The organism is Bosea sp. 685, assembly GCF_031884435.1.
GTDB lineage: Bacteria > Pseudomonadota > Alphaproteobacteria > Rhizobiales > Beijerinckiaceae > Allobosea.
The window spans coordinates 144626-163683 of sequence record NZ_CP134778.1; the positions used below are offsets into that span (position 1 = coordinate 144626).

The following is a 19058-nucleotide window of genomic DNA, read 5'->3' on the forward strand; positions in this document are numbered from 1 at the left end:
CGACCGGGTCAAAGGAGCTGACAATGTCAGGAATGGGTTTTGCGGAAGCCTTTCCCATCCCCGCGTGGGGCGAGTGGCGCAGCGCCGTCAAGAAGGTCCTCAAAGACTCGACCTTTGAGGATGCTTTGGTTGGTCGAAGCGCCGATGGCTTCGCAATCCAGCCGCTTTACGCGAGGGCCAACGGCCCGATCGTGGCGGGCAAACGGGCGGCTTCTCCCTGGCACGTCACCGTGCGGGTCGACCATCCCGAAGTCGCTTCCGCAGCCGCATCTGCCGTCGCGGAGCTTGAGAACGGCGCCGACTCCCTTGCGCTGGTGATGCGAGGCAACCGCTTCGCACGCGGTCACGGACTGTGGGCTCGTTCCGCCGACGAGCTCGATGCGACCCTGGAGAAGATCGATCTGCCATTGATCCATATCTGGATTGAACCCGGCGCGAGCGTAGCCGACGCCGACCTGATCGCGGCATTGGTTGAGCGACGCGGACATGCCCCGGAAGCCATCGATGTTGATTTTGGAGTCGACCCGATCGGTGAGGCGGGATCGACCGGCCACGCGCCCGCGGATATGAACGCACTCGGCGAACGGCTCCATGGTACTTTCGATCGCCTGCGGGGCAGGGGTTTCAAGGGACCCATCTTGCGCGCCGACGGCCGCAGCTATCACGAGGCTGGTGCCAGCCAGGGCCAGGAATTGGCGTGCGTACTGGCCACCCTGGTCGACTATCTGCGCGCATTGGATGCGTGCGGCGTTGCGCCGTCGGAGGGCGCGGCCGCGATGAGTGTGGCCCTGGTCGCGGACTCGGACCAGCTGTTGACGATCGCCAAGTTCAGGGCGCTAAGGCGTCTGTGGGACCGCGCTCAGCGAGGGTGTGGAATCGATCCGCTTCCGATTGCGCTGCATGCCGAAACCTCCTGGCGGATGCTGACCCGGCGCGACCCCTGGGTGAACATCCTGCGGGGAACGATCGCCGGGTTCTCGGCGGGGGTGGGCGGGGCCGACAGCGTCAGCGTTTTGCCTTTCGATATCGCGATCGGATTGTCGGACACGCTTGCGCGAAGGGTTGCACGCAACACCCAACTCGTCCTGCAGCACGAAGCGCATCTCTGGCGCGTCGTCGACCCGGCTGCCGGCTCGGGGGGCATCGAGGCAATGACCGACGAACTCTGTCGGGGGGCCTGGTCCGTGTTCCAACGGATCGAACGGGATGGCGGAATGCTGCGGAGCCTGCTCGACGGCAAGATCGCCGTGCTGCTCGAGCCTGCCCGAGACGCGCTCCTGTCTTCCATAGCGACGCGCCGTCAACCCATCACCGGCACGAGCGCCTTTCCCAATCTCGGCGAGGCCCGGCTGCAGCGCGCGGCCGGGCGAGCGGGCCCGGCGCCGACGATGGAGGACCAAGGGCGAGTGGGCCTGGTGCCGATCCTTCCGGGGCTCCGGCTCTCGGAGTGCTTCGAGTCGATGCGGGATCGCTCGGAGGCCGCCGGAGAAGGTGGAACTCCTCGCGTCTTCATAGCGGAGCTTGGCGACAACAAGATCGCGCCCGTCCGCACCGCATTCGCACGCAATCTGTTCGCGATTGGCGGGATCGCATCGACTGTGGAACGCGACCTCGACCCGAGTGGGGACGACATAGCGAGCGACGTCGCGGCGCGCTGGCAGGCGAGCGGCGCCAGTCTCTTTTGCCTTTGCGCCAGCGCCGACGTCGCGAACTCGATGCCCCACGATGCGACCCATCCTACCGATACGGTGGCCGAGGCGATCGGACGAAGCGTGCGGCAGGCCGGCGCCGAGATGCTCTTTTATGGGGACGACCCGGGGGGCGCGGCCGAGGCGCTTCGGGCTTCGGGCTTCTCGCACTTTCTGGTGGAGGGCTGCGACGTCATCGCCGTTCTCGATGCGAGCCTGACCGCTCACTGCTCGTGGAGTGGCCTGTCATGACGACGATCCCTGACTTTTCGCATTTGGAATTTTGTGACGGCTCCTCAGCCGCCATCGTTGCCAGGCCGGTCAGCGAGGACTGGCTGACGCCGGAAGGCATTCCGGTGAAGCCGCTCTATACGGCGGAGGATCGCGAGGGCCTGCCTTTCGTCGATACGCTGCCGGGCATCGCGCCTTACCTGCGCGGCCCCTATCCGACGATGTATGTCAACCAGCCCTGGACGATCCGGCAATATGCCGGCTTCTCCACGGCCGAGGATTCCAACGCCTTCTACCGGCGCAATCTGGCCGCCGGGCAGAAGGGCCTTTCGGTCGCCTTCGATCTCGCGACCCATCGCGGCTATGACAGCGACCATCCGCGCGTCGGCGGCGATGTCGGCATGGCCGGCGTCGCGATCGATTCGATCTACGACATGCGCACACTGTTCTCCGGCATCCCGCTCGACCAGATGAGCGTGTCGATGACGATGAACGGCGCAGTCCTGCCGGTGCTGGCGCTCTATATCGTCGCGGCCGAGGAACAGGGCGTTCCCGCAGCCAAGCTCTCGGGGACCATCCAGAACGACATCCTCAAGGAGTTCATGGTCCGCAACACCTATATCTACCCGCCCGCCCCCTCGATGCGGATCATCGGCGACATCTTCTCCTACACGTCGCAGAACATGCCGAAATTCAACTCGATTTCGATTTCCGGCTACCACATGCAGGAAGCGGGAGCGACGCAGGATCTCGAACTCGGCTACACGCTCGCCGACGGCGTCGAATATATCCGCGCCGGCCAGCGTGCGGGTTTGGGGGTCGATGCCTTTGCGCCGCGGCTGTCGTTCTTCTGGGCCATCGGCATGAACTTCTTCATGGAAGTCGCCAAGCTCAGGGCGGGTCGCCTGATCTGGGCCAAACTGGTCAAGGATTTCGGCGCCACCAACGAGAAGTCGTTCCCGCTGCGCACGCATTGCCAGACCTCAGGCTGGTCGCTGACGGCGCAGGACGTGTTCAACAACGTGCCGCGCACCATGATCGAGGCGATGGCGGCGACGCAGGGGCACACCCAGTCGCTGCACACCAATGCGCTCGACGAGGCATTGGCACTGCCGACGGACTTCTCCGCGCGCATCGCCCGCAACACCCAGATCCTGCTGCAGCAGGAGAGCGGCACCAGCCGGATCATCGATCCCTGGGGCGGCTCCTATTATGTCGAACGCCTCACCGCGGAACTCGCCAAGAAGGCTTGGGCGCATATCCAGGAGGTCGAGGCTCTCGGCGGCATGGCCAAGGCGATCGAGGCCGGCATCCCGAAGCTGCGCATCGAGGAGGCTGCCGCCAAGACGCAGGCCCGCATCGATGGCGGCCAGCAGGCGATCATCGGCGTCAACATGTTCAAGCCCGAGAACGAAGCCTCTATCGACGTGCTCAAGGTCGACAACGCCTCCGTCCGGACGCAACAGCTCGAAAAGCTGCGCAGGCTCAAGGCCGAACGCAACGAGGCCGATGTGCAGGCGGCGCTGACCGCGCTGACCAACGGCGCGCGCGGCGACGCCAACCTGCTCGACCTCGCGGTCAAGGCGGCGCGCGCAAAGGCTACCGTCGGCGAGATCTCGCTGGCGATGGAGCAGGTGTTCGGGCGCCACCGGGCCGAGATCAAGTCGATCTCGGGCGTCTACAAGCGGGAGGTCGGCACCATGAACCCAGCCGTCATGCGGGTGCAAATGATGACCGAGGCCTTCGAGGAAGCCGACGGACGCCGCCCGCGCATCCTCGTCGCCAAGATGGGCCAGGACGGGCATGATCGCGGCCAGAAGGTGATCGCCTCGGCTTTCGCCGATCTCGGCTTCGACGTCGATATCGGGCCGCTTTTTGCGACCCCCGACGAGGCGACGCGACAGGCCGTCGAGAACGACGTCCATATCATCGGCGTGTCGTCGCTGGCGGCAGGCCACCTGACACTGGTGCCGGAACTCAAGGCTGCGCTCGCGCAGGCCGGCCGGCCCGACATCATGATCGTCGTCGGCGGCGTGATCCCGTCGCAGGATTTCGAGGCGCTCTTTGAGGCCGGCGCGAGCGCGATCTTCCCGCCGGGCACGGTGATCGCCGACGCGGCCGAGAAGCTGCTGCAGGAACTCAACCTGCGGCTGGGCTTCCACCAACGTAAAGCGGATCATTACACCGCAAGGATCGATGGGCTCTGATTTTGCCTGCAAGAGCGCGTGGCTTCGAGCGCAATTCCAATCAGCGTTTCTCCAGCCGCATTAAATGCGATGATCGCCGCCCGAGATTGAAATTTTACGCTCAGCCTTCCGGATTCGAGCGCGCGTGACATGCTGCGCCCATTAGAGCGCCATAATTTGCCAGATAGTCGTACAAACCTGGCCGTTGCACATCTAGGGGCTACGGCTCCCACGCACCCCATATGGAATGAAAGTGATGCGGCTTGGGCGCGGCCAGACGGAAAGGCTGGCCGCGCAATATCAGCACACGTCAGCCGGCGATCGCGATCACCGCAACCTCCACCTTGATCTTGGCATCCGCGAGACGACTCTCTACGCATGCGCGAGCCGGACCTGGCTCCGGCGCCCATGCGTCCCACACCGTGTTGAATGCATCGCGATCAGAGATGTCCGGCAGCCAGATTGTGGCTGACAAAATCTTTGACTTGTCGGACCCTGCTTCCTTCAGAATTGCATCGATCTTAGAGATGACTTCCCGGCTTTGAGCTTCAATGCCGACGTCGAGATTGTCGGGCACTTGCCCGGACAGATACACGATGCCGCCGTGAACAGTGGCGCCGCTAAGGCGCTTGGCAGGTCGAATGTGTTTCATCTTCTTTTGCTCCTCTAATCAAACTGGATTTAGATTACTTCGACGTTTTCCAGTCCTTGGTTCTATCGTGCTAAAGCTTCGTCAAGAAAATCTAGCCTATCCTGCCCCCAGAACGGCTCCCCCTTGAAAATATAGAATGGCGATCCGAATACGCCGTCCTGAGGTGCGTCATCCGTGTAACGCTGGTATTCTGCGAGGACCTCCGAACTTGCAGCACTGTCAAACAACTGCTCGACCTCGGGGACATGCCGGGCAGCGATTTCGCGCAACGTGTTCGGATCGGAGATGTCACGCTCCTCTACCCACGCAGCCTTCATGACGTCGAAGGTAAACTCGCTCACCGGGAACCCACCCAGCTTGGCAGCGATAAGCAGCCGCGAGGAAAGTTCGTGGGCGACAGGGGAGAACTTGGGCTCGATGTTGATTGGATCGTTAAGGCGCACCTTCCAGCGCCTCAGCTCGGCAAACCTGTAGTCTTGTCGCTGTTGGGCTCTTTGGCCCAACAAAATACCACCTGTCTTTGCGTAGATCGCCGGCAGGTCCACAGGACGGTAATCGATGGTCGCGCCGTGCCGGTTTGCGATTTCGACCAAGCGACGGTGCCCGAGATAGGCCCAGTCCGATATGGTCCAAAAATAGTATCGGATCGATTTCACGCCAACCATTCACATGTGTCCTATATTGAGAGACTGCCGATCTGCACACACAACTGATCCGTCGTGATGGTTCTTATGATGATAGAATTCATCTAATCGGAGGAGCGTATTGCAAGCCGCCTTTGGTCCAAAGGGCGTTGGCTACACGCTCAATTTTTATCGGCGAGTCTTTTCCCAAATTTTTGTCGTAGATGTCTTCGTAATTACCAACATGCCGTATGATGCGATCGGCCCAATCCTTGCTCAGGCCCAATCCCTCCCCCAAATTTCCTTCAGTTCCCAGAAGGCGGCGAATCTCAGGGTTCTCCGATTTACGCATGTCCACTACGTTTGACTTGGAGACGCCGAGCTCCTCCGCATTGAGCATGGCGAAATGGGTCCACTTAACAATATTGAGCCATTGGTCGTCTCCCTGCCGAACAGCAGGACCAAGTGGCTCCTTGGAAATTAGTTCCGGCAGAATGATGTGTTCTTCCGGCTTTTGGAATTGTGAGCGCCGAGCATAATTATCAGACGAATCAGCGACGAGTACGTCACAGCGCCCAACCTCGTACGCTTTGACGGTTTCTTCGGCAGTGACAAACACGACCGGCTCATACTTCAATTTATGCGCACGAAAATAGTCTGCGACGTTCAGCTCAGTTGTTGTACCCGTCGTTACACAAACGGAAGCGCCGGCAAGCTCAGAAGCGTTTTTAATATTTTGAGATTTTCGGACAAGGAAGCTTGCGCCATCATAGAAATTTATCGCAGCGAAATTCATTCCCAATGATGCTTCGCGCTGCATTGACCAGGTTGTATTTCGAGAAAGAATATCAACGGCGCCGGATTGCAGTGCTGTAAAACGATCTTTTGCGGACAGGGGTGTGAACTGCACCTTGTTAGGGTCGTCAAAAATCGCGGCTGACAATCCCTTACAAAGATCTACATCGATGCCGGACCATTTTCCCGTGTTATCCGGAATCGAAAAGCCGCCTATGCCTTGCGATACGCCGCAGACGACGACGCCTCGGGCCTTGATGCGATCCATGGTGGGCCCGGCATATGCTGTGCTCGCTGCTCCCAGGATAAGTGCGGATCCAACCAGCGCTAAGGCTCTCCGACGGTGAGACAGGGTTGTCATTGATCGCTCCCTCGTTAGGCAACGAGTTGCTCTCGTTGTCCATGCGATTTTATACGAGCCCAATGTACGCATCAATACCGCCGCTATGTTGCAAATCTTGCAATTAAACGCCGATATTTGCATAAAACAACTTGTTGCCTATTTTTGATAACTCCGATACCGGGAAGTGCTATGTTCGAGAGATTCAAGTCCCCTCGTCCTTGACGTACCGTACGGTCACGATCGTCAGCCCGATTGAAAGAACCGGTGCCAATGCGGCGATTGCCAGCGCAAGCTGAATGTTGATCGTTGCCGCCGCGAACATTCCCGGCAGCGCTTCGATGAGATAATTCAGCTCGAACATCGTCTTCGCTTCGAAACTCAGATGGCGCCGGGAGGCAGATATCAGCCGTCGGGCAGATCCATCTTCATTCCGAACCATTTCTCATGTGAGGCCGAGGCGGCCGTCGTCACGCATGGCCCTGATCACCTTGCTGATGAAGTCGCGCAGGTCCGTATCCTCCGCTCTCGTGACCCAACCGGAATAGGTGAGGGGGTTGTCGGTGGGGACGGGCCCGCCTTTCCGTTTGACGGCGTACCGGCACCCAACAGGGCAACGTCATCCGGCCTCAGGTCATCGTCTCAAGGCGGTCGCGGGAGAAGGCGACGGCGAAGGCCGCGGACCCGTTGAGGACGCTGGGTCTTCCAGGAAAGGCAGAGGGGTTCCCGTATGCCTTGTCGGGGGGCACCGTCAGCGAGTCGCGATCGCACGGGGGCAGGCCATGGATCCAGCGCTGATGTTGTTCGACGAGCCGACGTCGGCGCTGGACCCCGAGCACGTCGGCGAGGCCGTGACGTTGCTACGCGATCTGGCGACGGCGGGGACGACGATGCTCGTCGTGACGCATGAGATGGGTTTCGCCTCCAAGGTCAGCGATCGGATCGTGGCGATGACTGCGGGAAAGGTCGTCTTCGACGCGAGGAGGGAGGATGCGCTGAACGGCTCGGACAATCGTTTGTTGAACTCGTACTTCGAAGAGCGAACCTACTGAGCACACGTCATCCCTATTTTACGTGTCTTCCCCTCAGTCGTTCGGAAGACGCAGCCTGATCAGCTCGACGACATCTTCATCGTGATCATGCCGGATACGATGAGCATCGCGGCAACGGCCCTCATCGGCGTCAGGGCCTCGCCGAGAACTGCAACGCCTACAACGAAGGCGCCGACCGCTCCAATGCCGGTCCAAACGGTGTAGGCCGTCCCGAGCGGAAGCGAGCGCATCGCCAAGGACAAAAGCGCGAAGCTGCCGATCATTGCTACGATGGTCACGGTCGTTGGGCCCGGTCGGGTGAAGCCCTCGGACTGCTTCATCGCCAATGCCCAGACGACTTCGAGAATTCCGGCGACGATGAGGAATAGCCAGGACATTGCGGCTCTCTAACGGCTTTAGTGTCCAAGCCTCGTTGCCGGAGCTCGGTACGTGGTCGCTCGCGCGATCGCGGGACACCGGGGCTTCATGAATGCGTCGATCCCCTCCCGTGTACCGGGGGGCTGGATCGACGCTGATTCACCGGCGATTGGAAATTTGGCCTAGAGCCTGGTCTAGGTCGGAGATCAGGTCGAGCGCATTCTCTAGACCGATGGACATTCGCAGCAATCCTTCGGGGGCCTTTGTCTGTGGACCCTCTACTGAAGCGCGATGCTCGATGAGGCTATGCGTGCCACCCAGGCTGGTCGCGCGGGCGATCAAACGGAGCGCCCCAGCCACGGCCATGGCCTCCTTGCGCGCCCCGGCGACCTCGAACGAAAGCATGCCACCAAAGGACTTCATCTGCTTCGAGGCGACGGCGAACCCCGGATGCGTCGGCAATCCGGGATAGTGAACGACGGACACCGCAGGATGCTGGGACAGGAAGCGGGCGACCTCCATCGCATTGCCGCAATGGACCTGCATTCGCGGCGCGAGGGACTGGATGCCCCGCAGCGCCAGCCAGCAGTCGAGGGGCGAAGGCACGGAACCCTTGTGCTTTTGTATTGCCCGGAGGGCGAGGTTCTGCGGGCCTGACTCGCGCGAAACGACGGCGCCGATCATGACGTCGCTGTGTCCGCCGATGTACTTGGTGAGCGAATGGACGACCAGGTCGGCACCGAACTCGAACGGCCTAGTGAGCAACGGCGTCGCCCACGTGTTGTCGACGGCGGAAACGGCTCCGCCCTCCCGCGCGAGCTGCGCGATGGCCGCTATGTCGACGATCTTCACGAGCGGGTTCGAAGGCGTCTCGATCCACACCAACCCCGTCGGTTTCGCGCATGCCGCCCGAACGGCTTGGAGATCCGTCATGTCGACGACCTCCCACTCGAACCGCCTACCGACATCCGTTTCATTCAAAAGGGAGCGTACCCCGAAGTAAATGTCGTCCGGGAGGACCAAGCGTTTTGGTAGGTCGTCGGGGAGGCTCTCGATCACCGCGGTGATGGCGGCCATGCCCGAGGCGAACGTGATCGCCTCGGCACCGCCCTCCAGGGCAGCAAGGCAGGTTTCTAGGTTGCGACGATTGGGGTTGTCGTCCCGGCTGTATTCGTATCCGCTCGGAAACGTCCCGTCGGCGGATCGTTCGAAAGTGGTCGAGAGGTAGATCGGCGCAGCGATCGCGCCTGTGACGGGATCGCTTTTCTGGCCGGCGTGTACGGCGAGTGTCTCCGGATGCATTGGACGTCCTCGTTTGTGAGAATCTTCTATGAAGGTCGGCGTAGGCTGCAGGCGAAGGAGATTTCGCTGGCCCGACAGGACCGCCGAAGTTTGGCGTCTCATCGAGCCTGGCGTTGACCCGTGGGCGAGTCTTGATCGAGAAATAGCTGCGTAGCCCTCATCTCCGGATTCAATCGGCGCAGTCCGTCGATCAAATTGGCGCCCGCTTCGAGCAGTGATTGGATGGGCATCGGGTCCAGCCGCTCGAGCACGAACCACATCGCCGTGGTGGTTTCGGTGATCCTGGTCCGAGTGCCTTGGCGCCAGTTCCAGCGGCGGCAGGTGACTCCCCGCGCATCCCGCCAGATCACCTCGCCATGATCGACGGCCTCGATCTTCGCCACGCCCTCGGCGACCGTGTCGAATGGCTCCCCGCCGGATGCCTGGAGAAGTGTCGGTGCGCCATCGTAAACGGTCGCATCCTCGCCACCGATCGGAAGCGCATACCGGACGCTCAGGGCGTTGTAGAGATCCACGACGGCATTTACGGCGGGCAGCGCGCGATCGCGTTCGGCTCGTTTACGCAACGCCTCCGCCGAGCACGGGGTACGTTGCGGTTTGGCTCCGAACGAGCGATAGGCGTCGCGCCATGAATTCAAATGGGCTTCCGCCCATGGAGCTGAATCGAGCTCGCTGCAGGCGGCGCGGAGAAGGCCCATGCTGCACTCGTCGCTCGATCCGTTCCGCACGAACTCTGCATGGATGCTGAGGGCCGCATAATCCGGGCGCAGTGCGAAAATTTCGGGTCTGATCAAAGGTTCGACGGCCATTTCGGTCTCTTAGTCCTCTGTTGACGCCGAAGGGTACCGACGGCAAAATGCACTAATGACCGAAATAGTCAATATAATGACCGATGGCTCGACTGATCCCGATCCGACGCGTGCGGTGCATGCGGCGATCGCCGGCCGCATCGCCCTGCTGAGAAAGGCGCGTCGGCTCTCCTTCGATCAACTCGCCGCCCGTTGCGGCGTCAGCAAGGGAATGCTGGTTCAAATCGAGCAGGGGAAGGCCAACCCCAGCATAGGAACGCTGTGTAGGCTTGCCTCAGGACTCGGTGTCTCGGTGGCGGAACTCGTCGAGGTTGCGGAGGCGGGGCAGCGTCCCATCAGGATCATCGCTCCGGGCGAGGGACCGATATTGTGGCAGGGTCCCTTCGGCGGTACGGCTCGCCTGCTGATCGGGTCGGACGGTCCGGAGATGTTTGAACAGTGGATGTGGGAGCTGCATCCCGGAGAGCGTTTCGAAGCGCAGGTCCATCCCGCGGGAACACAGGAGTTGGTATCCGTTCTCGAGGGGAGCCTCGTCCTGGAACTGGGAGGATCAAGTCACGTGATAGAACAGGGGGCTCGGCGCATGCCCGAACCGACTGCGAGCATGCGTATGCCTGTGCCGGGGAATGTTCGACCCGTTTCGTCATGGCGGTGTTGGAGCCATCAAATGAATAGGCTCGTGAAGTCGATGGAGAAATACTCTTCGCCGCGACGACGGCGGCAGCTACGCAAAGTAGCTTTGGTCGGTGTTCATTCCCCCGCGCGCATTGTGTAAGGGTCGCCAAAATCAAAAGCCTATAGTATAGGCCTCGTGCGCTCAACATTTGAGCATAACGCAGTTTTCTTCTCCGCCAAACTGCCGCCGGGTCAGCATGTCAGTTTTTGAGGCCTATTTGGCCGATTTGAGTGCGTGACATCTCTTGCTTCGATGCTGCCATCCTTTTTCTATTGCTGCGGACGAGGCGCGGCGCGCGACAGCTATGGATAGCGACATGACCATGTTGAAGGCGACGATACTTACGGGGTTTCTTGGGGCCGGTAAGACGACCTTGTTGAACAACCTGCTCCTGTCGTCTGACAACGAGCGGGTCGCGGTGATCATCAATGAATATGGTGAAGTCGGGATCGACGCCAAACTTGTCGTGGAAACCCAGGACGACGTGATCGAACTGAACAACGGCTGCGTCTGCTGCACCGTCCGGGCCGATCTCATCACCACGATCCATGAATTGCTGGCGTCGGAACGCCCATTTGATCGCATCATCATCGAAACTTCGGGCCTCGCGGATCCCGCCCCGGTCATCCAATCGTTCATGCTGGACGAGATACTGGGCTCAAGGGTCCAGTTGGACGCGATCGTCACGGTGGTGGATGCTCGCCATGTCGCGCAGCACCTTTCGGTCGAGGAGGCGAAAGAGCAGATCAGCTTCGCCGACGTGCTCCTTCTCAACAAGATCGACCTGGCCCCCGACGGGCTCGACGGTGTCGAAACTCGCCTCCGATCCCTCAATCCGCTGGCGAAGATCATTCGCACCAATTCCTGCCTCGTCGATCGCGACCAACTCCTCGATATCGGTGCCTTCGATCTGAAGAACATATTGTCGATCGATCCGGACATCCTCGGGGATCATGACCACGAACACGATTCCAGCATCGGGTGTCTGGCCATCCGGGAGCCTGCTCCGCTCGATCCTTCCCGGCTCAACGGGTGGTTGAACGGTCTGGTGCAGTCGAGCGGCAAGGATCTGTTCCGAATGAAGGGCGTCCTTCATTTCGCGGACGAGCCTCGGCGGTACGTGTTCCATGGCGTCCACATGGTGCTGGAGGGTCGACCCGGGCGCCCGTGGTCGTCGGACGAGGAGCGCCTCAATGAAATCGTCTTCATCGGGCGCGATCTGGACGGGCAAGCAATTCGTGCGGGTTTCGACGCGTGTCTGGCAAGAACGGCGGCGTTGGCCTGATGCGCCAGCTGCCCGATCTGAGCGATTGCCCGCCGCAGCCGTCCCACAATCATGCGGCCGATCGCGATTTGTCGAATGGAGGGAGGCCGATTTGAAACTCCAGCACTATCTCGGTGGTCTCGAAGGCTTGGGCGAGGTGAGCACCGAAGTCAGGGTTTTCGTCGAGCCGTGGGAAACGCGCATATTCGGCATTCACACCGCAATGATGGCGCTTTCTCCGCAGCTCCCGCTGCCATCGACTGCGTCGACCTTCCACACTGTGTGGACCTGGGCCGACCTGCGTAAAGGGGCGGAAGCTCTCAATCCTTTCGACTATTTCAGATACCGCTACTACGAAAAATGGCTCGGCGGAATTTCCGCGTATTTCATCGCCAACGGTTACGTCACCGCCGAGGAACTCGATGCGGAGACCGAAGAATACTATCGGAATCCCGACCGATCTCTGCCGAGGGGCGGCGGTGCCGATATCGACGAACGGATCGGGCGGTACCTCGTCGAGGGGGATAGTCCGCGACGAGACGAGCAGATCAAGCCTCGCTTTGCGAAAGGAGACCACGTCTTGGTTCGCGATGTCGCCTCCGTCGAACATACCCGGCTGCCTGGCTATCTACGCGGGCACCTTGGAGTGATCGAGGCCGTCTACGAGGGCGCCTATGCCTACCTGTGCGACACCGGCCCCGACGGCATCGGCCCGCCGATGCACGTCTACTGCGTGCGCTTCGACCCCTCGGACATCTGGCCGGGCAATGCCGAGGCGAATTTCGCGATCTATGCCGATCTTTTCGATAGCTATCTGAAGCCGCCCGCCGTCACGGCCCGGGCCGCTTGACCAGTCACCAAACGAGGGATCGCATCCATGGCGGACCAATTCGACCATCGCCCGGACCGTGAAGCCTACAGCGCGGCACGAGTGCGGGCTTTAGAGGCCCTGTTGATCAAGAAGGGGATCATCACCGACCGAACCGTGGACATCGTACTCGATACATTCGAGACGAGGATGGGCCCATTCAACGGAGCTAAGATCGTAGCGAAGGCTTGGGTGGATGCCGCCTTCAAGGAGCGCCTGGTCAGGGACACCGCCGGGGCCATCGCCGAACTCTCGCTCCCCGAAGGCATGACGGGCGCAGAAGGCGAGCACATGCGGGCGGTCGCGAACTCGCCCGGCGTACATAACCTCGTCATCTGCACTTTGTGCTCGTGCTTTCCCTGGCCGGTCCTGGGCCTGCCGCCCTACTGGTACAAGGATCCCACATTCCGCAGCAGGGCTGCCCGGGAACCACGGGCCGTACTGCGCGAGTTTGGCCTCGACATAGCGGAGGAAACCGAGGTCAAGGTTTGGGATTCGAGCGCCCAAATCCGCTGGTTCGTCGTTCCCGAAAGGCCTCCGGGAACGGAGGGCCTCGGCGAGGCGGAGCTCGTGGGCCTCGTAACGCCCGAAGCGATGATGGGCGTTGCAGTCGCCAAGGCCGCTTGAGGCACGTCATGCTCACGCGCTTCGAGCACTTCGCGGTTACCGAGCTGATGGGCAAGCCAGAGACACCGCCGCGCGAGAACGGGACGCTCTGCTTCAGTCACGAGTGGGAGCGGACGGCCTTCGGCATCGCCCTTGCGCTCGCTCGGCAAGGACATTTCGAATGGGACGACTTTCGCGCTTCGTTGATCAACGAGATCGGAGCATGGGAGGCGGCTCACCCCGACGATCGATCTTCGTGGAACTATTATGAGTTATGGCTAGCCGCATTGGAGAAATCGGTGGCCGCAGCCGGGCTTGCCGACGCGGCGCCCTCGACGACCGCGCTCTTTGAAGCGTAGTCCGTCGCCCCTCGGGCGGCGGGCGCCTCCAAGGTATGAAGTCGGGTCCGGCGGAAAGCGTCCTGCGCGGCGGCGCGAAGTTTGCGCTGACAAACTTATTCTACGGTGCAGGATCCGTGATAGTTATGCTTCGCCGGGGATATGGGAAATGCGCATCGCCATTCTAGCCCCGCCGGGTGTGCAGTCGCTCGACGTCGTGGGGCCAGCCGAGGTCTTCTGGGAGGCCAGCCGCCGCCTAAACGACTTGTCGGCCTACGACATCCAGATCATTTCGACGGGCGCGCCAGCCATCGGCGGGACGGGGGGCTCCGCTTCATCGCCGACAGGACGATCTACGACGCGGACGAGCCGATCGACACTCTCCTTGTGGCTGGCGATCCTTCACTGCAGACGGGAGACCCTGTTGCAACCGAGTGGCTTCGACGCCGCGTGCCGGACGTTCGCAGATTCGGCTCTATCTGCACGGGCGTATTTTTGTTGGCGGAAGCGGGACTGCTACACGGCAAGCGGGTCACGACCCATTGGGAATGCGCTGAACGCTTCGCGCTTCGGTTCCCGAACATCGCCCTCGACGCCGACGCCATCTACTTGCGGGACGGGCCATTGGTCACCGCGGCCGGCGTCACCGCCGGAATCGACTTGGCCCTTTCGCTGGTCGAGGAAGATCACGGACGCGACATTGCCTTGGCCGTGGCACGTTACCTTGTGGTCTTCCTGAAGAGACCGGGCGGCCAGTCGCAATTCAGCACGCACCTATTCGGACAGATGGCCGAGACCACGATGGTCCAGAAGGCGCAGTCCTACATATTGCAAAACCTCGCCGGAGATCTCAGCGTCGACCATGTCGCAAGCCGCATTGGAATGAGCCCGCGGAACTTCGCCAGAATGTTCCGTCGGGAGTTGGGGATCACGCCGGCGGGGTTCGTGGCCTCGGCTCGGGTGGACGCTGCACGGCGCTTGCTCGAGGACACCGAGCAGCCCCTCAGACGCGTAGCGCTCAACTGCGGGTTTTCAAACATGAACACCATGCGTCGCATATTCTGCAAGACAGCAGGCGTGACCCCTGCAGCGTATCGCAGTCGATTTCATCGATCGGGCGAACCGAAACTGAAGTGACACCCTAGTGCGCGAGCTGGAACCGATCGGGAGGAGGTCGCCTGTAGCGGCTGGTCACCGCTATCCGATGTCACAGGCTTTCATCATTCGATAAAGGTGGGCTCGACTTATTCCGAGCAAAGTCGCCGCTCGACGCTTGTTTCCTTGAGCCTGTTCCAACGCGCCGCGGATTTCCGTGGCGGCAAGAGATCGCGTCCGCTGCTTGAGCGAAGCGCTAGGGTTGGAAGTCACCGGGGTCGGCGAGGTTATGGAGGCCGTCGGTTGCAGTCGGCCGGTGACGACCAACCGGGTCAGCGCATTCTCCAGCTCACGCACGTTGCCTGGCCATGGGTGATCGCGCAGCACACGGTAATCATCCTTGGTCAAACGAGCGGCAGGCTTGGACAGCCGGGCTGCGATACGTTGCAACATGTTCTCCGCAAGGAAAGCGATATCGGCGCGATCTCGCAGGGCGGGCACGGAAACCGGCAGGACGTTGAGCCTGTGAAAGAGATCCTCCCTGAATCGCCCCGCTGCCACCAAGTCTGCGAGCGGTCGATTGGTTGCGCAAACCACGCGCACATCGATCGTGATGGGAATGGTGCCTCCGACCCTCACGATCTCGCTCGTTTGGATCACTCGCAGGAGGCTGCCCTGAAGCGAAATCGGCATGTCGCCGATCTCGTCCAAGAAAAGCACGCCACCGCTGGCAAGCTCGAACTTGCCCGGCTTACCCCGATCGCGAGCGCCTGTGAAGGCTCCGCCTTCATAGCCGAAAAGCTCGGCTTCGATCAGCTCGCTCGGGATGGACGCGCAATTCACCCATACGAAAGGTTCTGCCGCACGGCCTGACAATCCGTGAATGGCATGCGCCGCCAGCTCCTTGCCGACGCCTGTCTCGCCCGAGATCAGCACCGGCAGGTCGTATTCGGCGACCAGACCCAAGGTGGCGCGGTAAGCGTCCATCAGCTCACCCTCTCCGATGACGTCGTGAACGTTGAACTTGGAGAGCCAGTGCCGGCTGGCGCGCGGCAGCGCGAGCTGATCTTTCGAGATGCGGCTGTAGGTCTTTTTCAGCGCGTCGTAGTCCGAGAACAGGGCTAGGCCAACCGCCCCGATGATCTCGCCGTCGCGCTGGACCGGAACCTGCTTCGTCACCAACTTGTGGCCGCGAACTTCAAGCGGATAGCCGATGTGCGTACCCACTCCTCGGGCCACAAGGTGAAGCTTGGTCTGCGGCCCGACCACATCGGTGATATGGCGCCCCACGAAGTCATCGGCCTCGCCTCCCAGAAGCCGGCAGTAGGGTTCGTTGATCAGGACGATCGTTCCCGTAGTGTCGACCGCGACGAGGCAGTCGGAAACGTGATCCAGGACGAGTCTGAGAAAGGCTGCTTCCTCGGTGGATCCGACAAACCATTCCGGAAGTGCCATGGAAACGCCTGGGTTGGCCGGGCCGCAAGGCTGACGGCAGCGACGAGTGTCTCTTATTGGAGACTATAGTTGTCTCTCATTGGTGGCGCAACGTGTCACCGAAACCTGGCTCCAGCCTACGAAATTCGAAAACACGTATAGATAACAGGGCGTTGACATGTTTTGGTCGCTCATCCTCAAGCTGGCCCGCGCCTTGCGAATATAGCCGGATAACAGCAGGGGAGACACCAATGCCTAGTGAAACTATGAGTATCGGAGACACAGTCGTGAAGGTGTCCGGGCGCGGAGACCCGCTGGTCTTCGTTCACGGCTTCACGACGACCGCGGAGTTCTGGCGCGAGCAGACCGAGGTGTTCTCGCGCCTCTATAAGGTAATTCGGATAAATTTGCCCGGACACGGCGTGTCGCCTCGCCCCGACGATCGCAAGTACACCATCGCCGCCTTCGCGGATGACGTGCTTGAGGTGTATCGCACACTGGGGATCGATTCGGCCGTTCTGATCGGTCTTTCCATGGGCGGGACGGTCGCCCAGAGCTTCGCGCTCGACTATCCCGAGCGCGTACGGGCGCTCGTGCTGGTGGGGGCCACCCCTCACGGCCTTGGCGAGGACGTCAACGTCGACAACGTGCTCCAGGCGATCGAGGACCTGGGAGTGGTCACCGCCAGCCAGAACGTCATCGAGCGATCCTTCGGCAAGGCCGCCAGCCCCGAGCTATTGAAGTTCGCCAAGGCGGAGGTTTCGCAGACGCCGGCATCGGTGGCGCGGCAGGCGATCGCCTCGTTGAACGCTTCGGACAGCCGTTCGAGGCTCGGCGATATCGGCGTGCCGACGCTGGTCGTCGTCGGGGAGGAGGACATCATCACCCCGCCCAGCGAGTCTCGCGTGCTCGCCGAAGGCATCCCGGGCAGCCGCCTTGAGGTCATGGCCGGGGCGGGGCATTTCCCGATGCTCGAGCAGCCTCAGGCCTTCAACCGACTGCTCGATGATTTCTTAAATCAGAGCACCCGCATCTCTCCCGCAGCGGCATTGGCCCGTTCGCGGCAAACAGTTTGAATGGGAGGCTTGCATGTCTGTTCAACAGTTCTCGCCCGCGGCCGCCGCGGTTTCTCAGCCAAGCGAACAGGATACCAAACGCACGGTCTTCGCCGCCGCCCTCGGGACAGTGTTCGAATGGTACGATTTCTTCATCTACGGTTCCCTTGCCGCCTTCTTCAGCACCCTATTCTTCCCGAAAGGCAATGAGACGGCGGCCCTGCTCGCGGCATTAGCCACTTTTGGTGCCGGCTTCGTCCTCCGTCCCTTCGGCGCGATTGTCTTCGGCCGGCTTGGTGACATGGTCGGGCGCAAGAAGACGTTCCTGGTCACCATGCTCGTCATGGGCATTGCCACCGCCGCGATCGGCCTCCTGCCGACCTACGAGACGATAGGCTGGGCAGCCCCCGCAATGCTCGTCGGACTGCGACTGCTCCAGGGGCTTGCCGTCGGCGGCGAATTCGGCGGCGCCGTGACCTATGTGGCGGAGCATTCCGACCCCAACCGGCGTGGCCTCACCACGAGCTGGATCCAGATCACCGCCACGCTTGGGCTGTTCCTGTCGCTCGTCGTGATCGTCTTGTGCCGGTCTTCGATGTCGGCGGAGGCGTTCGCAAGTTGGGGCTGGCGCGTGCCCTTCATAGGGTCGATCGCGCTGCTTCTCCTCTCCCTTTACATCCGCCTCAAGCTCCATGAATCCCCCGTGTTCAAGGAAATGAAGGCACAGGGAAAGGGTTCCAGAAATCCCATCGCCGAAACGTTCGGGGACCGCAGCAATCTTCGTCTCGTGCTCGTCGCGATCTTCGGCGTCGTCGCTGGCCAGGCGGTGGTTTGGTACACCGGGCATTTCTACAGCCTCTATTTCATGACCACGACGCTGAAGATGAGCCATGAGCAGGCGAACACCTACCTGCTGGTCGCGCTAGCCCTCGGAACTCCGTTCTTCTTGGTCTTCGGCTGGCTCTCCGACCGGATCGGACGCAAGTGGATCGTCGTCACGGGTTGCGTGTTGTCGGCGGTTCTGATCATGCCTCTGTTTCAAGCGCTTGCCACGTACGGGAACCCAGCCCTTACGGAGTTTCGTGCGCGGACATCGGTCGTCCTGAGTGGAAACAATTGCAGCGAGGATCAGTCGATCGTCGGGCAGCTCTTCAGGCCGCAAGCGACGACGGATTGTACGAAGGCCAAGGCGCTCCTCACGGCGAACGCGATACCCTATGTCGTGAATGCCGATGGGACTTCACTGCGCATTCGCATCGGAGACAAGGAGCTCACCCGGTTCGACGATGCGGCGATCCTCGGGGCGTTGACCGAGAAGGGCATGCCCTCGGCCAAGGCTCCCGTGCAACCCAACGCTCCCACGGTCGTCGCGACCTTGTTTGGATTGGTGTTCCTTGCGACGATGGTCTACGGGCCGTTGGGCGCCTTGCTGGTCGAGCTGTTCCCGGTGCGGATCAGATACAGCGGCGTTTCGGTTGCCCTGCAGCTGGGCAACGGCTGGATCGGCGGCTTTGCCCCGTTCGTCGCGACGGCGGTCGTCATCGCGACAGGCAATATCTTCGGCGGTCTTTGGTACACCGTGATCGTAGCGGCCATGACCGCAGTGATCGGTGCGCTCTTCCTGCCGGAGACACGCGGGCGCGACCTGAGCAAATAGGGATCGCATGTTAGCCAAGCCGCGGCGCCC

General features: G+C 61.3%; 18 protein-coding genes and 1 pseudogene. 11 read left to right on the plus strand and 8 right to left on the minus strand.

Features of this window, described 5'->3' with window-relative positions:
- The first annotated feature begins 23 nt into the window (after window positions 1–23).
- Both RMR04_RS00720 and scpA read left to right on the plus strand, forming a co-directional pair.
- Window positions 24–1940, plus strand: a complete 1917-nt coding sequence (locus RMR04_RS00720) for a methylmalonyl-CoA mutase subunit beta (RefSeq protein WP_311909307.1) — start codon at window positions 24–26, stop codon at window positions 1938–1940.
- Window positions 1937–4126, plus strand: coding sequence for a methylmalonyl-CoA mutase (gene scpA / locus RMR04_RS00725; RefSeq protein WP_311909308.1), 2190 nt, complete (start codon window positions 1937–1939; stop codon window positions 4124–4126). Before RMR04_RS00720 ends, scpA begins: the two co-directional genes overlap by 4 nt.
- Before the next feature lie 289 nt (window positions 4127–4415).
- Here scpA and RMR04_RS00730 read toward each other — a convergent pair whose 3' ends face one another.
- The 4 genes from RMR04_RS00730 to RMR04_RS00745 all read right to left on the minus strand — a co-directional run bounded on the left by RMR04_RS00730 (window position 4416) and on the right by RMR04_RS00745 (window position 6879).
- Complete coding sequence (locus RMR04_RS00730) at window positions 4416–4757, minus strand: RidA family protein (RefSeq protein WP_311909309.1); 342 nt, start codon at window positions 4755–4757, stop codon at window positions 4416–4418.
- Window positions 4758–4819: 62 nt separating this feature from the next.
- Window positions 4820–5422, minus strand: coding sequence for a 2-hydroxychromene-2-carboxylate isomerase (locus tag RMR04_RS00735; protein ID WP_311909310.1), 603 nt, complete (start codon window positions 5420–5422; stop codon window positions 4820–4822).
- A 79-nt stretch (window positions 5423–5501) separates the two neighbouring features.
- Window positions 5502–6443, minus strand: a complete 942-nt coding sequence (locus RMR04_RS00740; protein WP_311909311.1) for an amino acid ABC transporter substrate-binding protein — start codon at window positions 6441–6443, stop codon at window positions 5502–5504.
- A gap of 277 nt (window positions 6444–6720) precedes the next feature.
- On the minus strand, window positions 6721–6879 hold the full coding sequence (locus tag RMR04_RS00745) for a hypothetical protein (RefSeq protein WP_311909312.1): 159 nt from the start codon (window positions 6877–6879) through the stop codon (window positions 6721–6723).
- A 418-nt stretch (window positions 6880–7297) separates the two neighbouring features.
- Here RMR04_RS00745 and RMR04_RS00750 point away from each other — a divergent pair, with 418 nt between their 5' ends.
- The gene (locus tag RMR04_RS00750) at window positions 7298–7567 is read left to right on the plus strand and encodes an ATP-binding cassette domain-containing protein (RefSeq protein WP_311909313.1); all 270 of its coding nucleotides are present in this window, start codon (window positions 7298–7300) and stop codon (window positions 7565–7567) included.
- A 59-nt stretch (window positions 7568–7626) separates the two neighbouring features.
- Here the strand turns inward: RMR04_RS00750 and RMR04_RS00755 are convergent, their stop codons facing one another.
- From RMR04_RS00755 to RMR04_RS00765, 3 genes are all read right to left on the minus strand, one after another.
- Window positions 7627–7944: a DMT family transporter gene (locus RMR04_RS00755; protein ID WP_311909314.1), complete on the minus strand. Its 318-nt coding sequence runs from the start codon at window positions 7942–7944 to the stop codon at window positions 7627–7629.
- A gap of 139 nt (window positions 7945–8083) precedes the next feature.
- Window positions 8084–9226, minus strand: a complete 1143-nt coding sequence (locus RMR04_RS00760; RefSeq protein ID WP_311909315.1) for a trans-sulfuration enzyme family protein — start codon at window positions 9224–9226, stop codon at window positions 8084–8086.
- A gap of 98 nt (window positions 9227–9324) precedes the next feature.
- Entirely contained in the window at window positions 9325–10035 is a 711-nt protein-coding gene (locus RMR04_RS00765; RefSeq protein WP_311909316.1) for a B3/B4 domain-containing protein, read from the minus strand.
- Window positions 10036–10090: 55 nt separating this feature from the next.
- Here RMR04_RS00765 and RMR04_RS00770 point away from each other — a divergent pair, with 55 nt between their 5' ends.
- The 6 genes and pseudogenes from RMR04_RS00770 (at window position 10091) to RMR04_RS00795 (ending at window position 14924) form a co-directional block, all read left to right on the plus strand.
- Window positions 10091–10810, plus strand: a complete 720-nt coding sequence (locus tag RMR04_RS00770) for a helix-turn-helix domain-containing protein (RefSeq protein WP_311909317.1) — start codon at window positions 10091–10093, stop codon at window positions 10808–10810.
- A gap of 217 nt (window positions 10811–11027) precedes the next feature.
- The gene (locus RMR04_RS00775; protein ID WP_311909318.1) at window positions 11028–11996 is read left to right on the plus strand and encodes a CobW family GTP-binding protein; all 969 of its coding nucleotides are present in this window, start codon (window positions 11028–11030) and stop codon (window positions 11994–11996) included.
- Between the two features lie 91 nt (window positions 11997–12087).
- On the plus strand, window positions 12088–12825 hold the full coding sequence (gene nthB, locus RMR04_RS00780; RefSeq protein ID WP_311909319.1) for a nitrile hydratase subunit beta: 738 nt from the start codon (window positions 12088–12090) through the stop codon (window positions 12823–12825).
- Between the two features lie 27 nt (window positions 12826–12852).
- Window positions 12853–13470, plus strand: a complete 618-nt coding sequence (gene nthA / locus RMR04_RS00785) for a nitrile hydratase subunit alpha (RefSeq protein ID WP_311909320.1) — start codon at window positions 12853–12855, stop codon at window positions 13468–13470.
- 8 nt (window positions 13471–13478) lie between these two features.
- Window positions 13479–13808: a nitrile hydratase accessory protein gene (locus RMR04_RS00790; protein ID WP_311909321.1), complete on the plus strand. Its 330-nt coding sequence runs from the start codon at window positions 13479–13481 to the stop codon at window positions 13806–13808.
- A 148-nt stretch (window positions 13809–13956) separates the two neighbouring features.
- Window positions 13957–14924 (plus strand): annotated as a pseudogene (locus RMR04_RS00795) (GlxA family transcriptional regulator).
- Between the two features lie 60 nt (window positions 14925–14984).
- On the opposite strand, the gene RMR04_RS00800 reads toward RMR04_RS00795, so the two are convergent.
- Window positions 14985–16337 (minus strand): sigma-54 interaction domain-containing protein, encoded by a 1353-nt coding sequence (locus RMR04_RS00800; RefSeq protein WP_311909322.1) that lies wholly within the window; start codon window positions 16335–16337, stop codon window positions 14985–14987.
- Window positions 16338–16603: 266 nt separating this feature from the next.
- On the opposite strand from RMR04_RS00800, the gene RMR04_RS00805 reads away from it, so the two are divergent.
- Both RMR04_RS00805 and RMR04_RS00810 read left to right on the plus strand, forming a co-directional pair.
- A complete protein-coding gene (locus RMR04_RS00805) occupies window positions 16604–17392 on the plus strand; it encodes an alpha/beta fold hydrolase (protein ID WP_311909323.1) in 789 nt (262 codons plus the stop codon).
- A gap of 13 nt (window positions 17393–17405) precedes the next feature.
- Window positions 17406–19028, plus strand: a complete 1623-nt coding sequence (locus tag RMR04_RS00810) for an MFS transporter (RefSeq protein ID WP_311909324.1) — start codon at window positions 17406–17408, stop codon at window positions 19026–19028.
- The last annotated feature ends 30 nt before the right edge of the window (window positions 19029–19058 follow it).